Source organism: Acidothermus cellulolyticus 11B (genome assembly GCF_000015025.1).
In the GTDB taxonomy this organism is placed as follows: Bacteria; Actinomycetota; Actinomycetes; order Acidothermales; family Acidothermaceae; genus Acidothermus; species Acidothermus cellulolyticus.
This window is the reverse complement of sequence record NC_008578.1, coordinates 871,486-894,257: the sequence shown is the minus strand read 5'-3', so window position 1 is coordinate 894,257 and position 22,772 is coordinate 871,486. Positions and strand designations below refer to the sequence as shown.

At 67.6% G+C, this 22,772-nt stretch carries 19 protein-coding genes and 1 tRNA gene; 4 read left to right on the top strand and 16 right to left on the bottom strand.

The window, feature by feature from the left end:
* Positions 1–14: 14 nt before the first annotated feature.
* Together ACEL_RS04170 and ACEL_RS04160 are read right to left on the bottom strand one after the other, a co-directional pair.
* The gene (locus tag ACEL_RS04170) at positions 15–488 is read right to left on the bottom strand and encodes a hypothetical protein (RefSeq protein WP_049751372.1); all 474 of its coding nucleotides are present in this window, start codon (positions 486–488) and stop codon (positions 15–17) included.
* A gap of 351 nt (positions 489–839) precedes the next feature.
* Positions 840–915 (bottom strand) — tRNA-Asn (locus ACEL_RS04160).
* 790 nt (positions 916–1,705) lie between these two features.
* Between ACEL_RS04160 and ACEL_RS04155 the strand changes: the two genes are divergently transcribed.
* On the top strand, positions 1,706–2,038 hold the full coding sequence (locus ACEL_RS04155; RefSeq protein WP_011719643.1) for a YtxH domain-containing protein: 333 nt from the start codon (positions 1,706–1,708) through the stop codon (positions 2,036–2,038).
* A gap of 345 nt (positions 2,039–2,383) precedes the next feature.
* Here the strand turns inward: ACEL_RS04155 and dnaG are convergent, their stop codons facing one another.
* The 6 genes from dnaG to ppdK form a co-directional block, all read right to left on the bottom strand.
* Positions 2,384–4,351, bottom strand: coding sequence for a DNA primase (gene dnaG, locus ACEL_RS04150; protein WP_011719642.1), 1,968 nt, complete (start codon positions 4,349–4,351; stop codon positions 2,384–2,386).
* Between the two features lie 9 nt (positions 4,352–4,360).
* Entirely contained in the window at positions 4,361–5,299 is a 939-nt protein-coding gene (locus ACEL_RS04145) for a PhzF family phenazine biosynthesis protein (RefSeq protein ID WP_083760622.1), read from the bottom strand.
* Between the two features lie 2 nt (positions 5,300–5,301).
* The gene (locus tag ACEL_RS04140) at positions 5,302–5,889 is read right to left on the bottom strand and encodes a GNAT family N-acetyltransferase (RefSeq protein ID WP_049751371.1); all 588 of its coding nucleotides are present in this window, start codon (positions 5,887–5,889) and stop codon (positions 5,302–5,304) included.
* A complete protein-coding gene (locus ACEL_RS04135) occupies positions 5,886–7,115 on the bottom strand; it encodes an NAD(P)/FAD-dependent oxidoreductase (RefSeq protein WP_011719639.1) in 1,230 nt (409 codons plus the stop codon). The genes ACEL_RS04140 and ACEL_RS04135 overlap by 4 nt, the downstream gene beginning before the upstream one ends.
* A gap of 128 nt (positions 7,116–7,243) precedes the next feature.
* On the bottom strand, positions 7,244–8,635 hold the full coding sequence (locus tag ACEL_RS12575; protein WP_238378063.1) for a deoxyguanosinetriphosphate triphosphohydrolase: 1,392 nt from the start codon (positions 8,633–8,635) through the stop codon (positions 7,244–7,246).
* Positions 8,636–8,866: 231 nt separating this feature from the next.
* On the bottom strand, positions 8,867–11,557 hold the full coding sequence (gene ppdK / locus ACEL_RS04125; RefSeq protein WP_011719637.1) for a pyruvate, phosphate dikinase: 2,691 nt from the start codon (positions 11,555–11,557) through the stop codon (positions 8,867–8,869).
* Between the two features lie 31 nt (positions 11,558–11,588).
* On the opposite strand from ppdK, the gene ACEL_RS04120 reads away from it, so the two are divergent.
* Both ACEL_RS04120 and ACEL_RS04115 read left to right on the top strand, forming a co-directional pair.
* Positions 11,589–12,137 carry a WXG100 family type VII secretion target gene (locus ACEL_RS04120; RefSeq protein WP_011719636.1) on the top strand — a complete coding sequence of 183 codons (549 nt, stop codon included), beginning with the start codon at positions 11,589–11,591 and terminating at the stop codon, positions 12,135–12,137.
* Complete coding sequence (locus tag ACEL_RS04115; protein ID WP_011719635.1) at positions 12,134–12,700, top strand: hypothetical protein; 567 nt, start codon at positions 12,134–12,136, stop codon at positions 12,698–12,700. Before ACEL_RS04120 ends, ACEL_RS04115 begins: the two co-directional genes overlap by 4 nt.
* Here ACEL_RS04115 and ACEL_RS04110 read toward each other — a convergent pair.
* Positions 12,687–14,096 carry a glycine--tRNA ligase gene (locus ACEL_RS04110; RefSeq protein WP_041834940.1) on the bottom strand — a complete coding sequence of 470 codons (1,410 nt, stop codon included), beginning with the start codon at positions 14,094–14,096 and terminating at the stop codon, positions 12,687–12,689. The genes ACEL_RS04115 and ACEL_RS04110 overlap by 14 nt on opposite strands.
* A gap of 494 nt (positions 14,097–14,590) precedes the next feature.
* Between ACEL_RS04110 and ACEL_RS04105 the strand changes: the two genes are divergently transcribed.
* Positions 14,591–15,832: a CPBP family intramembrane glutamic endopeptidase gene (locus ACEL_RS04105; protein WP_148204527.1), complete on the top strand. Its 1,242-nt coding sequence runs from the start codon at positions 14,591–14,593 to the stop codon at positions 15,830–15,832.
* On the opposite strand, the gene ACEL_RS04100 is transcribed toward ACEL_RS04105, so the two are convergent.
* The 7 genes from ACEL_RS04100 to ybeY all read right to left on the bottom strand — a co-directional run bounded on the left by ACEL_RS04100 (position 15,804) and on the right by ybeY (position 22,758).
* Complete coding sequence (locus ACEL_RS04100; protein WP_011719632.1) at positions 15,804–16,613, bottom strand: isoprenyl transferase; 810 nt, start codon at positions 16,611–16,613, stop codon at positions 15,804–15,806. The two genes, ACEL_RS04105 and ACEL_RS04100, sit on opposite strands and share 29 nt — an antisense overlap.
* A 9-nt stretch (positions 16,614–16,622) precedes the next feature.
* Positions 16,623–17,354: a DNA repair protein RecO gene (gene recO / locus ACEL_RS04095; protein ID WP_169303226.1), complete on the bottom strand. Its 732-nt coding sequence runs from the start codon at positions 17,352–17,354 to the stop codon at positions 16,623–16,625.
* A 189-nt stretch (positions 17,355–17,543) separates the two neighbouring features.
* Entirely contained in the window at positions 17,544–19,277 is a 1,734-nt protein-coding gene (leuA, locus tag ACEL_RS04090; protein ID WP_011719630.1) for a 2-isopropylmalate synthase, read from the bottom strand.
* A 262-nt stretch (positions 19,278–19,539) separates the two neighbouring features.
* Complete coding sequence (gene era / locus ACEL_RS04085) at positions 19,540–20,433, bottom strand: GTPase Era (protein WP_011719629.1); 894 nt, start codon at positions 20,431–20,433, stop codon at positions 19,540–19,542.
* Between the two features lie 10 nt (positions 20,434–20,443).
* Positions 20,444–20,809 carry a hypothetical protein gene (locus ACEL_RS04080; protein WP_011719628.1) on the bottom strand — a complete coding sequence of 122 codons (366 nt, stop codon included), beginning with the start codon at positions 20,807–20,809 and terminating at the stop codon, positions 20,444–20,446.
* Complete coding sequence (locus ACEL_RS04075; RefSeq protein WP_011719627.1) at positions 20,806–22,257, bottom strand: hemolysin family protein; 1,452 nt, start codon at positions 22,255–22,257, stop codon at positions 20,806–20,808. The genes ACEL_RS04080 and ACEL_RS04075 overlap by 4 nt, the downstream gene beginning before the upstream one ends.
* Before the next feature lie 6 nt (positions 22,258–22,263).
* Positions 22,264–22,758 (bottom strand): rRNA maturation RNase YbeY, encoded by a 495-nt coding sequence (ybeY, locus tag ACEL_RS04070; RefSeq protein WP_011719626.1) that lies wholly within the window; start codon positions 22,756–22,758, stop codon positions 22,264–22,266.
* Positions 22,759–22,772: the final 14 nt, after the last annotated feature.

Below are 22,772 nucleotides of genomic sequence, written 5' to 3'. Positions count from 1 at the left end.
GACAGTTGCGCGGGTCATGCGGGCCCCACTGCCGCGTACTGGAGGATCACCGGAGGTGACGCCTTAACATCGACGAAGAACTGCAAATACGCGTTGGGTGGAACCGGATACGAATTCAGCAACTGACCGGAAGCCGACAATAGCTCACCCGGATCCCGCGAGCCGGTCACGCGGACCTCGACCACCGACGGGGCGACCGGCCAAATCTGGTCAACACTCACCAGGTGATAATGCCCACCACGACTGACCTGTCCATTCTTATGAAGCGCGTGTAGACCTTCCATCGCTCTCAGACAGTTTTCACAATCCGGACGGACAACGCCACGGAGCAACGTCTCATCATTCGCATCCAGCTCATAATTGACACCAGCAAAGAATTGCTCGATCACGTGGATCGCGACGTCTTCTTTCGCGGCAGCCTCCGGGTAGAACGCTTCCCGCTGCGTGTCATGCCACGGCGTCGCCGACGGACTAACCGTAGCCGTCATAGTCGGCGTGGAACCGCCCGGCGACACAGGCGAAGCCGACGCCGACCCTGCACTCGACCCCGACGCCAACCCCGTCACCCGCGGCACCGGAACACCCGGCGACGCCGACACCGCTGGTTCCAGGACACTCGGTCGACTCCGCGCATCACAGCCTGCCAGTGCACCCCCCGCGACCAGTGCGCCGCAGGCCGCCACTAACGGCCACAGCCACGGCCGACGTGCCCGGCGCATCGATGAGATCACAGCAGGGCACCCTAGCGGACGATCAGCACCAGCCGCTAGACCCAACCACCAACCTGAGGAAACCCAACCGTGACCAATCCGGCAATCCACACCCCAGCAACACCCCCATGGCTCCCGCGGCAGGACTCGAACCTGCAACCTACCGGTTAACAGCCGGACGCTCTGCCAATTGAGCTACGCGGGACCGACCCGCCCACGGCTAACACCGCGCGGCCGACGTCCACGTCAGCGTAGCGTATCCCGCGCCACGGACACCGAGGGGACGCCGACCGCCTCGCGCTCGGATGCCAGCGGGTCGGCGGTGGCAGCCGGTCGTCCCTCCTGGCCGCGCGTCGGCCATAGCCGAGGCAATGCCATAGCCACGGCAGGGCAATAGCCAAGGCAGGGCCACATCGTGCGTAGGGATCGCGACGAGCGCCCGCGCCGGTGTCGGTCATCAGCCGCACGCGACCGGCGTACCGCGGCGTCAACACCGATCCGTCACCAAGAACGAACCGGAGCCGGATCACGAACCGACACGGGCCCGCGCACGGGCGGGAACCGGTTCAGTAGCACCGCGAGCGCGGCGGCGCAGCGACACCGGCCCGCGCACAGGCGGGATCGGGGCAGTTTCGCGATTCACCGCTGCGCGCACGACCACCGGCCCGCGCACTGACGGGATCGGGGCACGAATCACCTCCGGCACGCACGCCAAGCCTCGAACGCGGTGGGCCCGGGAAAGCACCGCCGGACAGAGCACCCCCGAGCCCCAAACTGTCCAGGGGCCGGTCGTTTCGGCGTGTGACAACGACGAACGCCCCTGCGATGCCGGAACTGTCACCGGACTGCAACAGCTGATCAGGTCGGCCGGGTCGACTCCGGCCGTAAACGGGGATACCGTCAAAAGACAAGACGTACGCAATCACAGGAAACACGCAAAACCCAGTAGAGCAGGACCCATGACACCGGACGGAGTAACGGGGTAGGAGGCCGCCATGCGCATGCGCATCGGATTTGCCATCGGGGCAGGTGTCGGATACATCCTCGGCACCCGGGCGGGCCGCGAACGTTACGAGCAGATCAAGCAGGCGGCCAAGCGGGTGTTCGAGAACCCGAGGGTCAAGAACACCGCGGGTCGCGTTCAGGCCCAGGCGGTGCACCTCGGCAATCAGGCGCGGCACATGGTCCAGGAGAAAGCCGGCACCCTCGCCGAGAAGGTCGGCGGCAAGCTGCCCGGACCGATGTCCCACCTCGCCAACCGCTTGGCCCGCAGCGAACAGCACGCGGAAACCGTGACAATGAGCGCGAACGGCATGCCGGAGAGCTGACGTAGTTCGGCCCGCGGGCACAGCCCCGTGTCCGGCCCCGGTCGGCAGCGACCGGCCAGCCGATCCCATCGTCCGGCCCCGGACAGCCGCCCTGGTCAGCCATCCTCGACGGGGCCGAACACCTTGGCGCCCGCCGGACCGCCCGCCTCAGCCAGCGAGACGTCCTCGGGAGTTAACCGGGCGCGCCGAGCTTACCGGTCTGCGCGCCTCAGGCAGCGGGACGCCGCCCGCCCCAGGAATCGCCGAGAGTCGCCGAGCTCGCGAATGGCCGCCTCAAAGCAACGTCCGCCCCCGGGAGTTAACCCACGCTGAGGTAGTTCTCCAGGCCGTCGCGGCCGCACTCCTTTAACCCACGCCGAGGTAGTTCTCCAGGTCATCGCGGCGGCGCTTCTCCAGCTGCACCAGCTCGGCAAAGAGCCTGGTGTGCTCGGTCGGTTGCTCCACCGGATTGATGCGCTGCAACCGCGACTTCAGCTCGGCAATCTCCCGATCCAGCAGGCGAACCCGCAGCCGGGCCACCTGCGCAGCGGCATACCGGACGTCGGGCTCGCCGGCGACGAAAGGCGGCTCGACCAGCAGTTCGCGGACCAGCCGGCGGACCCGGTCGTCCGGTGCGGCGTCCAGCACGGCGGCCACCCAGCCGTCACCCCCCGCGGTGGTCGCCGTCCCCCCTGCTTTTTCAATCGCGTCGCGCACCTCGGCGTACGCCGGCGAACGGAACGCGGCCGCGTCCAGCGCGTCGAAAGCCGGGCCGAGCAAGGCCGGGCGTTGCAGTGCAAGTTTGAGCGCCTCACGTTCGACCTGCAACGCGGGATCCCGTGGGTCCGGCGCGGCAGCCGGGTCCGCCGCCGGACCCGCCTCCGGCGGTCGCGGGCCGGACGCCGTTCCCCGCGGGCCGGACGCCGTTCCCCGCGGGCCGGACGCCGTCCCGCGTGGATCCGCCGCTGCCCCCCGCAGTCCCGGCGCTCCCGGACGGGGCCCGCGCGCCGACCCGCCGGCCTCCCGGCGGACCCGGCGGACCACCGCCAATTCATCGCCCACCCCGACCCAGCCGGCCAACCGCCGCGCGTATTCATCGCGAAGCGACACATCTTTGATGCGGGCGACGAGCGGAATTGTCCGCTCCAGCGCAGCCACCCGGCCTTCGGGGAGGTCCAGATTGAAATCCCGCAGCAGGCTGCGGATGGCGAATTCGAACAGCGGCTGCCGGCGTGCAATCATGTCCCGCACCGCGGCGTCACCCCGCGCCAGCCGCAGGTCGCACGGATCCATGCCGTCCGGCGCAACGGCGATGAACGTGTGCGCGACGAATTTCTGGTCCGACTCGAACGCACGCATCGCCGCCTTCCGCCCGGCGGCGTCAGCGTCAAAGGTGAAAATGACCTCCCCGCCGAATTCCGACGTATCGAGCAGCAAACGGCGCAACACCCGCACGTGCTCCTCACCGAACGCCGTGCCGCACGTGGCCACCGCCGTCGTCACACCGGCGAGATGACACGCCATCACATCGGTGTACCCCTCGACGATGACCGCCTGCCGAATCCGCGCGATGTCCTTCTTCGCCAGGTCGATCCCGTACAGCACGCTGCTCTTTTTGAACAGCGGTGTCTCCGGGGTGTTCAAATATTTGGGGCCGTCGTCGGCGGGGTCGAGTTTACGGGCGCCGAAACCCACAATGTCCCCGGTGATATCGCGGATCGGCCACATCAGCCGGCCGCGGAACCGGTCGACCAGCCCTCGGTTTCCCCGGATCGCCAGACCCGCCGTCACCAGGTCGTCGTCGGAGAACCCCTCCCGCCGCAAATGCCGGACCAGCTCATCCCACCGGGCCGGTGAGAATCCGAGCCCGTACCGGGAAATCGTCGCATCGTCAAAACCACGGTCGGTGAGAAAACGCCGGGCGGCCGGCGCATCACTCAACTGCGCGGCGAAGAACGCAGCCGCCGCTGTATTCGCCGCCAACAGCCGCTGCCGTTGCCCGCCCGATCCGCGCAGCGATGCCGGGCCCTGCTCGTAGTGCAGCTCATAACCCACCCGGGCCGCCAACCGTTCAACGGCCTCAAAAAACGACAGGTGCTCGATTTTCTCCACGAACGTGATGACGTCGCCGCCTTCGCCGCAGCCGAAACAATGCCACAGCCCCCGGGCGGGTGTGACGTGAAACGACGGCGTCCGCTCGTCGTGAAACGGGCAGAGTCCCTTGAGCGAACCGCCTCCGGCGTTGCGCAGCGTGACGTACTCGGCGACGACGTCCGCGATCGGGGAGAGCTCACGGACGCGGGCGATATCGGCGTCCCGGATACGGCCGGCCACGCGACGAGTCTAGGCGGGGTCATCGATCGGCACGGCGTGACCGGCGACCCGGATCCGCGGATCGTCAGCCCCGATGTGGACGACGAGAACGCTCGGCCGGCCGAGATCGTCACCCTGGTGGATGGTCACCGTCGCCGGGACGTCGACCAGCCCGAGCTCGCGCAGGTAGTGGCCGAACGCGGCGGCCGCCGACCCGGTCGCCGGATCCTCGGCAATGCCGACCGCGGGAGCCGGGTTCCGCGACCAGAACACGGTCGGCGTCTCCCGCCACACCAGCTGGACCGTCGACCAGCCGGCCGCGCGCATCACTGCGGCAAGGGCGTCGAGATCCGGGTGCAGGTCGGCGAGCCGGGCCCGGGTCGCCGCCGCCAGCACCGGGTGGTGCAAACCGGCGAAGGCCACCCGCGGCGGCAGTTGCGGATCGAGGTCGGACGCCGACCAGCGCAACGCGGCAAGCAGCGGTTCGGCATCCGGCAGAGGCGCGAGCGACGGGGTGACACTCGTCAGCGTCGCGACGTACCCATCGGCGTCCCGGGCCACGTCGACGTCGATCGGACCCGCCGGCGCGTGCAAGCGGTACCGGCCTTCCCCATACCGCTCCCCCAGCACGACTCCCGCTGCGATCGTGGCATGACCGCAGAACGGGACCTCGACCTGCGGGGTGAAATACCGCACCGCGAATCCGCCGTCCGCGGGAAAAGAAGGCGCGGACGGGGAAAGATGGGCCGAAGGCAGCGACGGCTGGGGAGAAAACCCGGACGAAGGAGAAGACCCCGCGGAATGCGGGACGGAAAACCGGGGCGAAAGAAAAGCCGTCTCCGAATACCCGACCTCTGCGGCGATGCGCTGCATGGCCGCGTCGTCGAGATCCGCGGCGTCCAGCACCACCCCGGCGGGATTTCCGCCGCTCGGTGTGGTGGTAAATGCGGCGTACCGGAGCACCTGCACCGTCACGGCAGCACCCGCTCCATGACGACGTGTCTGCCGATCGGGGGAATCTCGAATTCGGCGCTGGTCACGGTGAAACCATGCCGCTGGTAGAACGGGACGGCGGGCAGGCGGGCGTTGCACCAGACCAACCGGCCGCCGCGGCGCTGCACTTCCGCCAATCCGAACGTGAGGGCCGTCGACCCGTATCCGCGCCCCGGCGTGGCGCTCGCCATCCCACGAAGCCGCCACCCCTCCCGGCCGTCCGGCGCGGGTTCCCGGTGAAACGACGCGCAGGCAAGCACATCGCCGCCGCTTCGAACGGCGACGTGAAACGTGTCCGGCGCATCATCACCGGGATAGACCGCCTCGGCGAACGGCTGGTCCGGGCGCAGCACCCGCCACCGCAGCGGCCGAATCACCTCAGCCACCACCAGTACCGCGGACACCGATTCAACGTCCACCGGACGCCGCCCGGACGACGCATCGCCCACGGTCTCGGTCCGCTGCGCGCCGGTCTCGGTGCGCTGCGCGGCGGTATCGGTGTGCTGGCCGGCGATGTCAATCCGCTGCCCGGCGATGTCGGTGTGCTGGCCCACGGTCTCGGTCATCGCGCCGCCTCGGCGATCGGCGTTCCAGGATCCGCTAATTTCGCCGGATCCACCGGCGTCCGGGACTTTATCAACGCGCGGATGTCGGAGTGGACATCCCAGACGTTGACATTCATTCCCGCGGCGACGACGCCGTCCTTGAGCCAGAAAACACAGAATTCTCCAGAATCCCGGCTGCCCCGGTACACGAGCTCGTAGCTCTCCTCGGGATTGAGCAAACCCGAGTACACCATGCCGACGTCGTACTGGTCGGAGTAGAAATAGGGCACCTTCGCGAACGGCTCGCCCCGGCCGAGCATCGACACTGCCGCGGCCGACCCCTGATCCTGCGCGTTCGCCCAGTGCTCGACCCGGATTCTCGTTCCGTAGAAGGGATTGTAGGCATTCGCGACGTCGCCGGCGGCGAAAATGTCCGGGTCGGCGGTGCGGAGAAATTCGTCAACGAGAATGCCGTTCTCAACCGGCAGGCCGGCCGCTTCGGCGAGTGCGGTGTTGGGTCGGGCGCCCACGCCGACCACCACGACGTCCGCCGTCAGCACCGTGCCGTCGCTGGCGACAACCGCCTCCACTCGGTCGGTGCCGCGGAATTCAGCCGCGCCGACCCCGAGCCGCACATCCACGCCGTGGTCGCGGTGCACCTGCGCATAAAACCCGCCGAGCTCCAACCCGAGCACGCGGTACAACGGCGCCGGCAGTGGTTCGAGCAGGACCACCGCACACCCGTAATGCCGCGCCGCGGCGGCGACCTCCAGTCCGATCCAACCGCCGCCGACGATGACGACCCGGCCGCCGCGTTCCAACGCCGCCCGCAAGGCAACGGAATCCGCCATCGTGCGCAGGTAAAGCACGCCGGGGAGATCCGCGCCGGGAAGCCGGGGCCGAATCGGCGCCGCACCGGTTGCCAGGAGCAGTTTGTCGTAGCGAATCCGCTCACCACCGGCAAGTTCGACCTCGTGACGGTCCCGGTGCACGGCGGTGACGCTGGTCGACGTCCGCAGCTCGATATTCTGCTCGGCGTAGAAATTCTCCGGATGCACGTAGGCTTTTTCTTTGGGCTCTTTTCCGAGGAGAAAACCTTTGGAGAGCGGCGGCCGCTCGTACGGACGTTCCGGATCGTCGCCGATGAGCAGAATTCGGCCGTCGAAACCGCCGCTGCGCAATGCCTCCGCCGCCTTCGCACCGGCCAAACTCGCCCCGACGACGACGAATGTCTGTTCGCTCACCACTGCCTCCTCGGTTGTCTCCCCCTGCGTGCCTTCGTCTTCCTTACCCCTGGCGCAGCTAGCGCACCCGGCTGACGCCCCGCCATCCCTTCCCCAGCTCGCGCCGCTATCCCTTCCCCTGCTCGGCGCCGCTATCCCGTTGTGCCGGCAATCACCACCGCGTTGCGTGGGCAGAGCCGGCGATGCCACGCAAGCGCCGAGGTGTCGGTCAACGCCGCCACTTGGTCGACGACCGCCCGCAACCGCCCGGCATCGTCCGCCGCCTCCCGCCATTCCTCCGCGAAGACCGGATCGAGGACCGTGCCGTCCAATGCCACCAGCGCCTCCACGAGATCCGCCAGCACCTCCCGTTGCCGGACCCGCGTCTCCTCCGCGCCATGACGGGCCATCACGAAGTGCGCGGTGACCGCCTTGAGCAGGCCGCACTCGATCCGCGCCTCCCGAGGAACCACGAGTTCGGCGGCGTACCGGTTCACCGGCGCGGCTCCATACGCCTGGCGCGTTGCGGTTTCGGCCGCCGAACAGAAGCGGCCGATCAGCTCGCTCGTCATGTTCTTCAATGCCGCCAACTCACGCCGGCTGCCGGTGTATTCCGTCAACCACCATGGGAAGCTCAGCAAGCGGCGTACGGCGTCGTCGATTTCGGCGCGTTCGACCCCGATGAGGTACCGCTCGGCGGCGACGTCGACGACGTCCGCCCACCCGGCCGGATTCCGCAGTCGGCGAAGCGGCACCAACTCGGCGTGAATCCCGTCCTCCAGGTCGTGGACGGAGTAGGCGACGTCGTCCGCCCAATCCATGACCTGCGCCTCAAGGCAGGGACGCCGCGCCGGCGCCCCGGCCCGCACCCAGTCCAGAACCGCTAGATCCTCCCGGTAGGCGCCGAATTTCCGGCCACTCGCACCGCCGGACGCCGCCCCGGCATCGGGCACGGATGCAACCCCACCGGGAGGAGACACCCCGGCATCAGGCACGGACGCCGCCCCGGCATCGGAATGAGATGCCGCGTCGGCATCGGACGTATCCGGGCCCCACGGGTATTTCGTCGCGGCGTCCAGACTGGCCCGGGTCAGATTCAAACCGACACTGTGCCCGGCGGCGTCGAGAATCTTGGCCTCCAGACGGGTCAGCAGGCGGAAGGACTGGGCGTTTCCCTCAAAGCCGCCGATATGCCGGGCAATCTGCGCCAACGCCGATTCGCCGTTGTGCCCGAACGGCGGATGACCGAGGTCATGCGCGAGGCAGGCCGTCTCCACGATGTCAGGATCACAACCGAGGGCTGCACCCAGATCCCGACCGATCTGCGCGCACTCCAACGAATGCGTGAGCCGGGTACGCGGGAAATCGCTCTCGACATCGGTGGGACCGACCACCTGGGTTTTAGCGCCGAGCCGCCGCAACGCGAAACTGTGCAGCACCCGAGCCCGGTCCCTGGCGAACGCCGAGCGGGCGGAGTGCTTCGGCGCTTCGTCGACCCGCCGCTCCATGGCCGCCGCGTCATACGCGGCAATCTGACGCGGCACCGCTACGTCGGACACAGCCTGAGACTATCGACGACCGCCGACAACACGTCGGGACAGCGGAACGCCGCCGCACCTGCTCACGACCGCGGGGACGAGCCGGCCGCCGGCAATGTGGGGGCGGCGGAACTCCGCCGCCCCCACCCACGCGTGCAGCCGACGAACCGGACGCCTAACCCGCCGCGTGCAGCCGCTGTATCAGTCATCCCAGCCGGGCAGGGCGACTGGTAGCGCTCAGCGGGTATCGGAACCGGCGCTCTCCACCGCGGCCCGGCCGGCCTCCAGCCGAGCCACCGGCACCCGGAACGGCGAGCAGGACACGTAGTCGAGGCCGACCTCGTGGCAGAAGTGCACCGATTCGGGATCGCCGCCGTGCTCGCCGCAGATGCCGATCCGCAAATCCGGCCGGGTTGCGCGGCCTTCGGTGACCGCCATCCGGATGAGCCGGCCGACGCCGTCCCGGTCGAGGGTCTCGAACGGCGAGACGCCGAAAATGCCGAGGTCCATGTACCGGCCGAAGAAGGCCCCCTCCACGTCGTCCCGCGAAAAGCCCCAGGTCATCTGGGTGAGGTCGTTGGTGCCGAAGGAGAAGAATTCCGCGGCCTCCGCAATCTGCGCGGCGGTCAACGCCGCCCGCGGCACCTCGATCATCGTGCCGATGAGGGCGTGCACGTCGACCCCGGTCTCCTTGGAGACGGTCCGCAGAATTCCTTCCGCTTCCTCCCGGACGATTTCCAGTTCCTGAATCGCGCCGACCAGGGGCACCATAATTTCCGGCCGCGGATTCTTGCCGCGCTTGATGAGAATGGCGGCCGCCTCGGCGATCGCCCGGACCTGCAAGGCGAAGAGCCCGGGAATGACCAGGCCAAGCCGCACGCCGCGCAGTCCCAGCATCGGATTCTGCTCATGCAGCCGTCGGACGGCGTCGAGCAGCTCACGATCGTGGGGATCGACCGGCTCGCCTTTCGCTTCGGCGACCGCGATCCGCACCGACAGGTCGGTCAGGTCGGGAAGGAATTCATGCAACGGCGGGTCGATGAGCCGCACCGTCACCGGCAGGCCGTCCATCGCTTCGAAAATGCCGACGAAATCGTCCCGCTGCAAGGGGAGCAATTCCGCAAGCGCCGCCTGCTGTTCGGCTTCATCCTTCGCCAGAATGAGCCGCTCCACGACCTTCCTGCGCTCACCGAGGAACATGTGCTCGGTACGGCAGAGACCGATACCCTCGGCGCCAAACCGCCGGGCCCGCTGGGCGTCCTCCGGCGTGTCCGCGTTGGCCTCGACACCCAGCCGGCGCCGAGCGTCGGCGTGCGTAATGATCCGGTGGACGGCGGAGACCAGCGGGTCGGCGTCCGGCGCCAATTTGCCTTCGAAATACTCGACGACCGGGCTCGGCACGACCGGCACCTCGCCGAGATACACCGCGCCGCTGGTGCCGTCGATGGAAATGACGTCGCCTTCCTGGACCACCTCGCCGTTCGGCCCGGTGAACCGGCGGTTGGCCAGGTCGATGTCGATCTGCTCCGCACCAGACACGCACGTCTTACCCATGCCGCGAGCAACCACCGCGGCATGGCTGGTCTTGCCGCCGCGGGCGGTGAGAATTCCTTGCGCGGCAATCATTCCCGGCAGGTCGTCGGGGTTGGTCTCCCGGCGGACCAGGATGACGCGCTCCCCGCGGGCGGCGTACTCCGCCGCCGTCTTGGAATCGAACACCGCCTTCCCGACCGCGGCTCCCGGCGAGGCGTTGACACCCTTGGCAATTTGCTTCTTCGCGGCCTTCTCGTCAAACCGCGGGAACATCAGCTGGGCAAGCTGCGCGCCAGTCACGCGCTGCAGCGCCTCGTCCATGTCGATGAGGCCCTCGTCGACCAGCTGGGTCGCGATCCGGAATGCGGCGGCCGCCGTCCGCTTCCCCACCCGGGTCTGCAGCATCCAGAGTTTGCCGCGCTCGATGGTGAATTCGATGTCGCACAGATCCTTGTAGTGGCGTTCCAAGGTGCGCATGATGTCGAGCAGCTGGTCGTACGCCGCCTTGTTCAGCTTCTCCAGTTCCGTGAGGGGAACCGTGTTGCGGATTCCGGCGACGACGTCCTCGCCCTGCGCATTCTGCAGGTAGTCGCCGTAAATGCCCTGGTCCCCCGATCCCGGGTCCCGGGTGAACGCGACACCGGTCCCCGAGTCCAGGCCCATGTTGCCGAAAACCATGGCGACGACATTGACCGCCGTGCCGAGGTCGTGCGGAATGCGCTCCTGCCGGCGGTAAAGCCGGGCGCGCTCCCCGTTCCACGACTCGAAGACCGCCCGGATCGCGAGGTTCAGTTGCTCCCGCGGATCCTGCGGAAATTCCCGGCCGGCGTGGGTCCGAATGATGTCCTTGTACACCTCGACGAGCCGCTGGAAATCATCGGCTTCCAGGTCGAGGTCGCTCGTCGTCCCCTTCGCCTTCTTCGCCTCGTCCAGCGCGTGTTCGAAAAGCTCCCCATCAACGCCGAGGACGGTCTTGCCGAACATGGAGAGCAGCCGCCGGTAGGAATCCCACGCGAACCGCTCATTTCCCCCTTGCTTGGCGAGCCCATTCACACTGGCGTCGTTCAGCCCGATATTCAAAACGGTGTCCATCATCCCGGGCATGGAGAATTTCGCGCCGGAGCGCACCGAGACCAGGAGCGGATCGTCCGGATCCCCGAGTTTGCGTCCCATCACCTGCTCGAGCCGCGCGAGGTGCTCGTCGACCTCGGCGGCAAGTTCGGGCGGCGGTGCTCCGGTCGCCAGGTAGACCCGGCAGGCCTCGGTGGTAATGGTGAACCCGGGTGGCACGGGCAACCCAAGGTTGGTCATCTCGGCCAGGTTGGCACCCTTCCCGCCGAGCAGGTCTTTCATGTCACGGTTGCCCTCGGTGAAGTCATAGACATACTTCGGCACTGGAACGCTCCCTCGCAGGTCACCACGATCGATGACGATTACCCTCGGTGTGCGCCGCCGGGCCGGAGGCTACGCACGGGGCAAGCGTACCGATGAGCCCGCTATCCACAGCGAACTGGTCAACGAACCCACGGTACGGCGTCGCTGCGTTACCGTCATCCGCAAGCCGGGTGATCGCGCAACAGACGATCACACGCTGGGAAACGCCGCGCGGGCACCCGGCGGAACCGCCCGCGGGCACAGAACCGTCGCGCGGGCGCCCGTGTCCCGTGCTCGTGAGCTGGAGGTGAAGATGCCCGGCAACTTTGCCGTCACTCCGGAAGAGGTCGCCCGGCTGGCCCGGGACGTCGCGGCCGCGGGTGCGCAGGTCGCGACCATCCGGTCGCTGGCCGAGTCCGTCACCGCCGCGCTTGGTGAACCGCACGTCGCGGCCGCTTTCGAGCGGTTCGCGACGGGGTGGTCCCGGCGCACCGGCGAACTCCGCGAAGAAATCGGTGCACTCGCCGCGATGTTGACCCAGGCCGCTGAGCAGTACACCGCTGCCGACGACGCGATCGCCCGGACGATCGAGCCGCAGTGACATTCGACGTCAGTCTCACCCTGCCGGCTACGTGGCAACCGCTTCCGCTCGACGTCGGACGCCGGGCGGCCGTGCGGACCATGGTCCGGTCCGCGGCCGCCCGTGGTGCGCCCGCCGGGGCATTCGCCGGCAGACTCGCCGCCGTCACGGACTACGCCGCCGACGCCGCACGGCGTGCCGGCGCGTTCTTCTGCGCCAGCCGACTGCGCCCCGGGCCGGCTGTCGCGACGGTGACTCTGCAGATCGTGGACGGCGCGTTTCCTGTCCCGGACGGCGTCTCCTGGCAGGCGCTTCAGGCCGAACTGCCCGGCAGCGACGTCGTCCGACTGCCGATCGGCGTTGCGATCCGGTTCATCGACCGCGCAGCCGGATCCGTGCAGTACGTCGTCCCGCTTGCCTCGCGCTGGCTGGTCGCTACCTTCGTCAGCGTGCCGGCGTCCGGCATCGCCGAGCTGGCGGGCGAATCTGCAGAGATCGTTCAGACCTTGGACATCAGCCCTGCCGGGTCGTCGTCCCCCCGTCCGGCGGCGAACCGGGACGAGACCGGACCTACAGGTCGGTGAGCCGCTCAGTGAGATATCCGACCAGGGCGTCAATGCCGACCCGCTCCTGCTTCATCGAATCACGGTCGCGAACCGTGACCGCCTGGTCGTTGAGGGTGTCAAAATCGACGGTCACGCAGTACGGCGTGCCGATTTCGTCCTGGCGACGGTAGCGCCGGCCGATCGCGGCGGCGTCGTCGAACTCCACGTTCCAGTACTTGCGAAGCTCCGCCGCGATGTCACGCGCCTTCGGAGAGAGGTCAGGATTTCGGGAGAGCGGCAACACGGCCACCTTCACCGGCGCCAGCCGATGGTCAAGCCGCAAGACCGTGCGCTTCTCGACGCCGCCCTGCGCGGTGGGCGCTTCGTCCTCGGCGTACGCGTCGAGCAGGAAGGTGAGGACGCAGCGGTCGACGCCGGCTGCGGGTTCGATGACGTAGGGGATCCAGCGCTGCCCGGTCTCCTGGTCGAAATAGGAGAGGTCCACGCCGGACGCCGCCGAATGCGCGGAGAGGTCGAAATCGGTGCGGTTCGCAATTCCTTCGAGCTCCGCCCACTCCAGACCGGGAAAACCAAAGCGGTATTCGATGTCGACGGTCCGCTTCGAGTAGTGCGAGAGTTTCTCCTTTGGATGCTCATAGAGCCGGAGATTCTCCGGCTTGATGCCGAGGTTCACGTACCAGGCGAGCCGGGTGTCGATCCAGTACTGATGCCATTCCTCGTCGGTGCCCGGTTTGACGAAGAATTCCATCTCCATCTGCTCAAATTCGCGGGTGCGGAAGATGAAATTCCCGGGCGTGATCTCGTTGCGGAAGCTCTTGCCCTGCTGGGCGATGCCAAACGGCGGCTTGCGGCGGGCCGTCTGCTGCACGTTCAAGAAATTCACGAAGATGCCCTGCGCCGTCTCAGGACGCAGGTAAGCGACGGCCGACTCGTCTTCCACCGGTCCGAGGAAGGTTTTGAGCAGACCGTTGAACATCCGCGGCTCGGTGAACGAGCCCTTGGCCCCGCAATCCGGGCAGGTCACGTCGGCAAGTCCGTGGGCCGGCGGACGACGGTGCCGGGCCTCGTAGGCGGCTTCAAGCTCGTCAGCCCGGAATCGATGGTGACAAACGAGGCATTCGGTGAGCGGATCGACGAACGCGGTGAGGTGGCCGCTGGTCTTCCAGACGATCGGGTTGAGAATCACGCAACTGTCCAGGCCGACGATGTCCTCCCGGCCGTGCACCATGGCTTTCCACCACTGCCGCTTGACGTTGTTCTTCAGCTCGACGCCGAGCGGGCCGTAATCCCACGCGGCACGCAGGCCGCCGTAAATCTCGCTGCTGGGAAAGACAAAGCCCCGGCGCTTGCACAAGTTGACGATGGTGTCGAGACGGTCAGCGGTCTTGGTTTTCGCGGCCACGGAAATCTCCATCCGGCTGGCGGTCGGCGGGTGACCGGTGGCCGGTCCCTTGCCGGCGAACGGTCGGTGATCTAGCGTACCGGTTGGTCGCTACACCGTCCACGGCGGGTCGGCGTTTGCGCTGACCGTGACGTGCGATCACCGGGCTCAAGGCGGCTCGTTCCCGTCCCGATACACCACGCATGATCCTTTGCCCGCGGTGCGGGGCGCCCAGCGATCCGGCCTACCCGGCGTGCGTGCACTGTTCGGCACTCCTGCGAGTCGACGACCCGCCAACGCCCGCGGCGTCGCGCCAGCCGGTCACGCAACCCACTGCAGCGACGACAGCCCCGGCGTTCGCCCCGCTGGCCTCCTCGACGCCGCCGACCCCAACGGTCACGGCCCCGCCACTCGCCGCGAATCCGTATGCGACTGCCGCACACCCCTACACGGCCCCGGCGCCCGCCGCACACCCGTACGCGACTGCGCCGTCCGACGTGCACCCGTACACAGCCCCGCCATCGGCGGTGAACCCGAACGCACTGCCCGACCCACACCCGTACACACCGCCTACACCTGCGGCGAATCCGTACGCCCAGCACATGTTCAGCGCCTGGCACGTCACCATCCCGGTCCACCAGGCTCCCAACGCACCGGAACCTCTGCCGCCGACGACGCTCCAACCTCCCGTCGCCGGCACCTGGCTCACCGTCATCGTTCCGATCGTCCTCGGCGGCATCTATCAGCTCGTGTTCTGGACGCTTGGCCGGCACGACTTCGCACCCAACGCGATGGGACGGTATGTTCTCGCCGGCACGGTCGCCTTTTACGCGATCGTCGGGCTCATCGTGCTCGGCTGGCTCGGATCGACCCGCCGCCGACTGGTCTGGTTCCGGGGGTCCAGCCCCGTGGTCGGCGCGATCCTCGGCGTGACCCTCGGATGCGCGGGCGGTTTGCTCGGCGTGCTCGTGCAGTCGGCCGCCGCCGGACACCTCAGCAGCGATCCGAGCCTCATCACGCTGGCCAGCGAGGGTGACACCGCACACGTGCTCTCCACGTTGTTACTTGTCGCCGTCGCCGCGCCGCTGGTGGAAGAAACCCTGTTCCGCGGCATTTTTCTCGAATGGCTGCGCCCGAAAGGCATCCGGATCGCACTCCTCGTCAGCGCGCTTGCCTTCGCGGTCTGGCACTACCGGCTGGGCGAATGGCGGTATTACACCCTCATGGGAGTCCTGCTCGGGCTCCTGTACTGGAAGCGCGGGCTCGTCGCGTCGATGAGTGCGCATGCCGCCTTCAACGGCACGCTGGCCCTGGTCGCGATCAGCGTTGCGTTGACGCCGGCGGCACCGGCGCACCTTGGAAATCTGGCATACGTCAAACCGCAGGGATGGCATGCGGTGAAAACCAAAACGGACGCCGGTCTCGCCCTCTACCAAGGACCGTCGGGGGCGGTCCTCGCGGTCAACGTCACACCGACGCCAAGCCCGGTACCGGTGAGCATACTCGCCGCGCGTATGAATGACGTGCTTGCCGGTCTGCTGGCCCGGACCCTACCCGGCGCCCAGGTTGACGCCGCCCAGGCCGGACTCGTCAGTTATCCGATCGGCGACGTGCTGCAGGTGCCGGTGCGCATGCAGGGCTCAGACGGCGACATCGCCATCGTCGACGATTCGTCGGACATCGACGTCATCCTCTTTCTTGACGCAGGGAGCGCGAAGGCCCGGGCGGGGTTCCACCAATTCATGACGAGCTTGCAATCGACGGCATAGGCTCCGTCGGATTCGGCAGTGCCGCGCCGTACCGCCGCTCCCGCTGAGCGTAGATTTCGATGGCACGCCACAAATCGCGCCGGTCGAAGTCCGGCCACAACGTGTCGACAAACACCAGTTCCGCGTACGCGGACTGCCAAATCAGAAAATTCGACGTGCGCTGCTCGCCGGATGACCGGATGAACAAATCCACGTCGGGCATATCCGGTTCATCGAGGTAACGGGCGAACACCCGTTCGGTGACCGATGCAGGCGACAGCCGGCCGGCGGCGACGTCCGCGGCGAGCGCCCGCGCGGCGTCCGCGATTTCCGCCCGTCCCCCGTAATTCACGCACATCGTCAAGGTGAGGACGTCATTGTGCTTCGTCATCTCCTCGGCGCGCTCGAGTTCACGGATGACACTCCGCCACAGCCGGGGCCGCCGGCCGGCCCAGCGCACCCGGACGCCCAGCTCATTCATGTAATCCCTGCGCCGCCGGATGACGTCCCGATTGAACCCCATGAGAAAACGCACTTCTTCCGGCGAACGCTTCCAATTCTCCGTCGAGAATGCGTACGCCGACAGCCACTTCACTCCGATTTCGATGGCGCCTTCGACGACGTCGAGCAGCGCAGCCTCACCGCGCTCGTGACCGGCGGTTCGCGGCAGGCCGCGGGCGCGGGCCCACCGACCGTTGCCGTCCATGACGATCGCGACGTGCCGGGGAATCCGCTCCGGCGGAAGGCTGGGCGGACGCACCCCGGAGGGGTGCGGTGCCGGCGGCCGAAATGTCCGACGCATGGGCAGCCGTCACGCAGGTTCAAGCAGCCGTAGGGAACGAATGCCATGTTCCAGATGCCACTGCAGGTAGGCGGCGACGAGACCACTTGCCTCGTGGCGGAATTCCGGCGCGCTCGCATCGGCCGCCGCCCACTCCCCGGTAAGCAGGGCGCGCAGCAGCGCAATCGTGGCCGACGCCGGCGCCACGGACCCAGGCGGTCGGCAGTCGCCGCAGACCAGGCCGCCGGCCGGCACGGAGAACCACCGGTGCGGTCCTTGCGCACCGCATCGGGCACAGTCATCCAGCGCCGGTTGATAACCGGACGTCGCGAGCGCCCGCAGCACAAATGCATCGAATATCAGCCGGGCATCGTGCCGTTGCTCGGTCAGGGCCCGCAACGCGCCGAGCAGCAGAAGGTAGAGCCGGATCGCCGGTTCCCGCTCCTCCGCTGTCAATTTCTCTGCGGTTTCCAGCATCGCGGTGCCCAGCGTGTAGGACTCGTAATCGTGCCGGAGACGATCGCCGAACGGGTCACGGATCTCCGCCTGAGTCACGATGTCCAGCGATCGGCCGAGATAGAGCTGGACATCCACGTGGTTCGCCGGCTCCAATCGAGCGCCGAACTTCGACGACGTCCGCCGAATGCCTTTGGCCACCGCACGGACCCGGCCGTTGCGCCGCGTCAGCACGGTGATGATGCGGTCAGCCTCGCCAAGCTTCTGGGTGCGCAGCACGACGGCGTCATCACGGTACAGGCTCACTGCGCCATTCTGGCGCAACCCGACCGTCCGGGTGGGCATCCCACGCCGCCGCCGGAGCATCCGCGCCGGAACGACACCGGCAGCGTCGCGATGTCCGGGCGGCCGCGCGCCGGACGCCGCAGCGGATCGCCCTCGGCCACGAGCCGCAGATAACCATCCCGGCTAGGAGTCCGGGGATGAGCACCCCGGCTAGGAGTCCGCCATCACCGCGCGATTCACCGCGGAGACGACCGCCTTGAGCGATGCGGCCACGATGTTCGGGTCGATCCCGACACCCCAGAGCACCCGATCGTTGATCGCACACTCGAGGTAGGCGGCGGCTTGGGCGTCCCCGCCGGACGACAGCGCATGCTCGGCGTAGTCAAGCACCCGCACGTCGATACCGAGATCCGCCAAGGCGTCGACGAACGCGGCGATCGGGCCGTTTCCCGTTCCTTCCAGCAGCCGCCGCTCCCCCTGGTACCGAACCTCCACGGTGAGAGTGTCCTTGTCATCCACCGCCGCGGAGGTGTGGTGGGAGAGGAGGGCAAGCGGCTCTGTCGGCGCCAGATACTCCGCTTCGAAAATCTTCCACATCTCCGCCGGCGACACCTCACCGCCGACCGTGTCGGTGTGATTCTGGATGACGCGGGAGAACTCGATTTGCAGCCGGCGCGGCAATTCCAGGTGGTGTTCGGTTTTCATCACGTATGCCACACCGCCCTTGCCGGACTGGCTGTTGACGCGGATGACGGCCTCATAGCTGCGGCCGACATCCTTGGGGTCGATGGGCAGATACGGCATCTCCCACTCGAGCTCGTCGACACTCTTGCCGGCCGCTCTCGCCCGCGCCTCCAAGTCTTCGAAGCCCTTCTTGATGGCGTCTTGATGCGAGCCGGAGAAGGCGGTGTACACCAAGTCGCCCGCGTAGGGATGACGAGGATGCACCGGCAATTGCGTGCAGTACTCCACGGTGCGCCGAATCTCGTCGATATCGGAGAAATCGAGGTTCGGATCGATGCCCTGGCTGAACAGGTTCATGCCGAGGGTGACAAGGTCAACGTTCCCTGTCCGCTCGCCGTGACCGAACAGGCACCCTTCGACCCGATCCGCCCCCGCCATCACGGCCAGCTCCGCGGCCGCGACCGCGCAGCCCCGGTCGTTGTGCGGATGCACGGAGAGGCAGATGAATTCGCGGCGGGAGAGGTTGCGGCTCATCCACTCGATCTGGTCGGCGTACACGTTCGGCGTGGACCGCTCGACGGTCGCCGGGAGATTGAGGATGATTTCACGGTCCGGCCCCGGCTGCCAGACGTCCATCACCGCTTCGCAGACCCGCAGGGCGAACTCCAGCTCGGTGTCAATGAAAATCTCCGGTGAGTACTCGTAGCCGAACACGTCCGTGCCGGACAGGTACTGGTCGGCGTAGCGCATCACGTGCCGGGTGCCCTCGACGGCGAGCGCGACCGTCTCGTCCGGGGTGTTCCGGAAAACAACCCGGCGGAACAGCGGCGCGGTCGCGTTGTACAGGTGGACAGTCGCCCGCCGCGCACCGACCAGACTCTGCACGGTCCGTTCGATGAGATCCTCACGGGCCTGGGTGAGAACCGAAATGGTGACGTCGTCCGGTATCTCGTCCTCCTCGATGATGTGCCGGACGAAGTCGAAGTCCATCTGGCTCGCGGCGGGGAAACCGACCTCGATTTCCTTGAAACCCATCCGCAGCAGCAACCGGAACATGGTGAGCTTGCGGGCGGGGCTCATCGGGTCGATGAGCGCCTGATTGCCGTCACGCAAATCAGTCGAGAGCCAACGCGGCGCCTTGGTGATGCGCTTGGTCGGCCAGGTGCGGTCCGGCAGGTCGATAGGCGGGAACGGCTTGTACCGCCATACCGGCATTGGTGTCGGTTGTTGGAAGTGCCGGCTGACAAACAACGGTTGCATCGATCGCTCCTCTCGCTTGGCGAAGACCCTGCGGGTGGCCGGCACGCCGAGAAGCCGCGGCGAGGAGACCGGCCTTCTGAATCAGGCCCCGCCGCGGCAGCTAAGCAGGAGCGAACGTGCCATGGTGTCCCCACTATAACGGGTGCATCTGCCGTCGCCGTCGCGAACCGCGGGTCAGGAAACTGTCATTCCGCTAGCGCGGCGTCCGGCTAGCGCCTCGGTCCCAGCCCGCGCCTCGGATCCGGCCCTGCGCGGCGTCCGGCTAGAAACCCAACCGGCGCAGTTGCTCGGGGTCTTGCTGCCATTCCGGCGCCACCTTGACCCGCAGGTCGAGATAGACGTGCACCCCGAGCAAGGCCTCGATCTGGTGCCGCGCCCGGCTTCCGACCTCCCGGAGCCGCTCGCCGCCTGCGCCGATGATGATCGGCTTCTGGCTGGGCCGTTCGACGTACAAGACGGCGTGGACGTCGACCAGGTCGTCCCGACCGGGCCGCGGCGCCATCTCCTCGACCACCACCGCGAGGCTGTGCGGCAGCTCGTCACGCAACTCGCCGAGTGCAGCTTCGCGGATCAATTCAGCGACCAGCACCTGCTCGGGCTCGTCCGTCACCTCGCCTTCGGGATAGTACGGGCGTCCCTCCGGGAGGCGCGCAACGAGCAGATCCACCAGCAGTTCCACCTGGTAGTCCGTCACCGCCGAAACCGGGACGATCTCCGCCCAGTCGCCGAGTTCCGCGACAGCGAGAAGCTGCTCGGCGACCCGCGGCTTGCGGACGCGGTCCGTCTTCGTCACCACGGCGAAGGTCGGCGTCTTGATCCGGTTCAGCTCGTCGGCGAGGAAGCGGTCGCCGGGCCCGATCCGCTCATCGGCGGGCAGACAGAAAACGATGACGTCAACCTCGGCAAGGGTGGCTCGGGCCAAGTCGTTGAGCCGGCTGCCCAGCAGGGTGCGCGGTTTATGCAGTCCGGGGGTGTCGACGACGACCAGCTGCGCGTCCGGCCGGTGGACGACGCCGCGCACCACGTGGCGGGTCGTCTGCGGCCGATCGCTGGTGATGGCGACCTTCGTCTTGACCATCGCGTTCAGCAGGGTCGATTTCCCGACGTTGGGCCGACCGACGATGCATGCGAAACCCGAGCGAAACGGGTGACTCACCGAGGACCCCTCACACGACCACGGTGGCGCGCACCTCGCCGTCCGGCGCGGCGAGGTACACCGGAATTCCGGTCGCAAGATCAGCGATGACGCGGGTGTCGTCCGCGGAGAGCGTGCTCCGGACGCCGACCACCGCCGCGGCTTCGACGTCCGCAACCCCGCTCGCCAGTGCGACGACGACAACCGCCGCGAGAGCCGGCAGCCGCAAGGACGGCAAATCCACCGCGACGGCGACATAGGTGCGTCCCGTCGTGTCGCGGAGCGCGGCAGCCTCGGCCGCTCCGGTGCGGGCCCGCGCCGCTCGGGCCAGCGTGACCAGTTTGGCGTCCTCGGCCGAAAGGGTGGCCTGCCCGGGCTGATTGGTCTCGGCGCTCACCGGCGTACTCCGTCACCACGCGGGGCCGCCGCGACCGGCGTACCGGCGTCGTGCGCGCCATTCTCTGCCGGCTGGCTAGGTACGGCCGGGTCGCCGCCGTCGGCCCGGGAAGGGCCGCGTCCCGGAGCGTCGGCCGGCTCCGCAGCAGCGGTGTGCTCCGTCTCCGCTGCCGCCTCCGGCGCCTCCGGCAGCCGGCGGACGAGAACAGTGGCAATTTTGTTGCGCCGGCCCGCCGCGCCCTCGGCGATGAGCTCCAAGCCGGCGACCGCCGCCCGCGCCCCCGGTATCGGCACTCGACCCAGAACCTGGGCCAACAATCCCCCGACGGTCTCCACCTCGTGGTCAGTGCGGTCGATCTGCACGCCGAAGAGCTCCTCGAGCTCGTCAATCGACAGCCGCGCGGTCACCCGAACCGTGCCGTCCTCAAGCGGCTCGACCCGCGGCCGCTCCAGGTCGTACTCGTCGGTGATCTCCCCGACGATTTCCTCGAGAATGTCCTCGATCGTGACGAGCCCGGCCGTGCCGCCGTACTCGTCCACGACGATCGCGACGTGATTGCGCGCCGCCTGCATTTCGCGGAGCAATTCATCGATGGGTTTGCTGTCCGGCACAAACACCGGCGGGCGCATAATCGATTCGACGCGCTCCAGGGTCTCCGCTTCCCGATACTCGTAAATGCGCTTTGCAAGGTCGCGCAGGTAGACGATTCCGACGACGTCGTCTTCATTCTCTCCGACAACGGGAATCCGCGAGAATCCGCTGCGCAGCGCCAAGGACATCGCCTGACGCAGGGTCTTCGTTTTCTCGATGAAGACGATGTCCGTCCGCGGCACCATCACCTCACGCACGAGCGTGTCCCCCAATTCGAAGACCGAGTGAATCATTTGCCGCTCGCCGTGCTCGATGACCCGGGCCTTTTCGGCTAAATCCACGAGGTCACGCAACTCGGCTTCGGTGGTGAACGGCCCCTCCCGGAAACCCCGGCCGGGGGTGATGGCGTTGCCGAATGCGATGAGCAACCGGGGCAGCGGGCCGAGAACACGCGCCAGGCCGTAGACGACCGGGGCGACGGCGAGCGAAACGCCGTCCGCGTGCTGGCGTCCGATGGTGCGCGGCGCCACGCCGATGACGACGTAACTGACCACCACCATGACGAGCGACACCACGACGACGACCGGCCAATGCAAACCGAAAATCCGTACCGCGGCGACCGCGACAATGACCGCCGCCGTCATCTCCGCGGTCACCCGCAGCAGCAAGACGAGATTGAGGTAATGCGATGCGTCATTGATCACCTTGGCCAGGGACTTGGCGCCACGCCGACCGTCGCGGGTGAATTCCTCCACGTGCACCCGGGGTACCCGGGAGAGTGCGGAATCGGCCATCGCGCACGCCCCGGCGAACACGACGAGCAGGGCGGCGAGGGTGAACAAGACGGCGTCCACCATGACCGCCTACCGTTTGCGGCCGGGCCGGCCGGCGATTCTCCGATCGGCCCGCCATGCCGTGAGCAATTCACTCTGCAACGCGAACATCTCGCGCTCCGCATCCTCCTCCGCGTGGTCATACCCCAGCAGGTGCAGAATTCCGTGCACGGTAAGGAGTTCCAGTTCATCCTGGGTCGAGTGGCCGGCGTGACGGGCCTGCTGCTTCGCAACCGCGGGGCAGAGCACCACGTCCCCGAGCACCGCCGGTTCAGCATCGGGATCGATCTCCACATCCAGCCGCCCGGGACGGAGTTCGTCCATCGGAAAACTCAGCACATCGGTGGGACCGGGTTCATCCATCCACCGCTCATGCAGGACAGCCATCTCCCCTTCGTCGACCAAGAGAATCGACAGCTCCGCGAGCGGATGAATCCGCATCCGGTCAAGGACGTACCGGGCGAGGTCGAGCAGCCGCAGCTCGTCGACGTCCACCCCCGATTCGTTGGCGATTTCGACAGTCACGTGCGGTCACACCC

What these genes read in the sequence shown, in the direction of transcription:
- ACEL_RS04170 (WP_049751372.1), bottom strand. Translation starts at nt 488, where the DNA reads ATGACGGCTACGGTTAGTCCGTCGGCGACGCCGTGGCATGACACGCAG.
- ACEL_RS04155 (WP_011719643.1), top strand. Translation starts at nt 1,706, where the DNA reads ATGCGCATGCGCATCGGATTTGCCATCGGGGCAGGTGTCGGATACATC.
- ACEL_RS04140 (WP_049751371.1), bottom strand. Translation starts at nt 5,889, where the DNA reads ATGACCGAGACCGTGGGCCAGCACACCGACATCGCCGGGCAGCGGATT.
- ACEL_RS04120 (WP_011719636.1), top strand. Translation starts at nt 11,589, where the DNA reads ATGACGATTACCCTCGGTGTGCGCCGCCGGGCCGGAGGCTACGCACGG.
- ACEL_RS04110 (WP_041834940.1), bottom strand. Translation starts at nt 14,096, where the DNA reads ATGGAGATTTCCGTGGCCGCGAAAACCAAGACCGCTGACCGTCTCGAC.
- ACEL_RS04100 (WP_011719632.1), bottom strand. Translation starts at nt 16,613, where the DNA reads ATGCGTCGGACATTTCGGCCGCCGGCACCGCACCCCTCCGGGGTGCGT.
- leuA (WP_011719630.1), bottom strand. Translation starts at nt 19,277, where the DNA reads ATGCAACCGTTGTTTGTCAGCCGGCACTTCCAACAACCGACACCAATG.
- ACEL_RS04075 (WP_011719627.1), bottom strand. Translation starts at nt 22,257, where the DNA reads ATGGTGGACGCCGTCTTGTTCACCCTCGCCGCCCTGCTCGTCGTGTTC.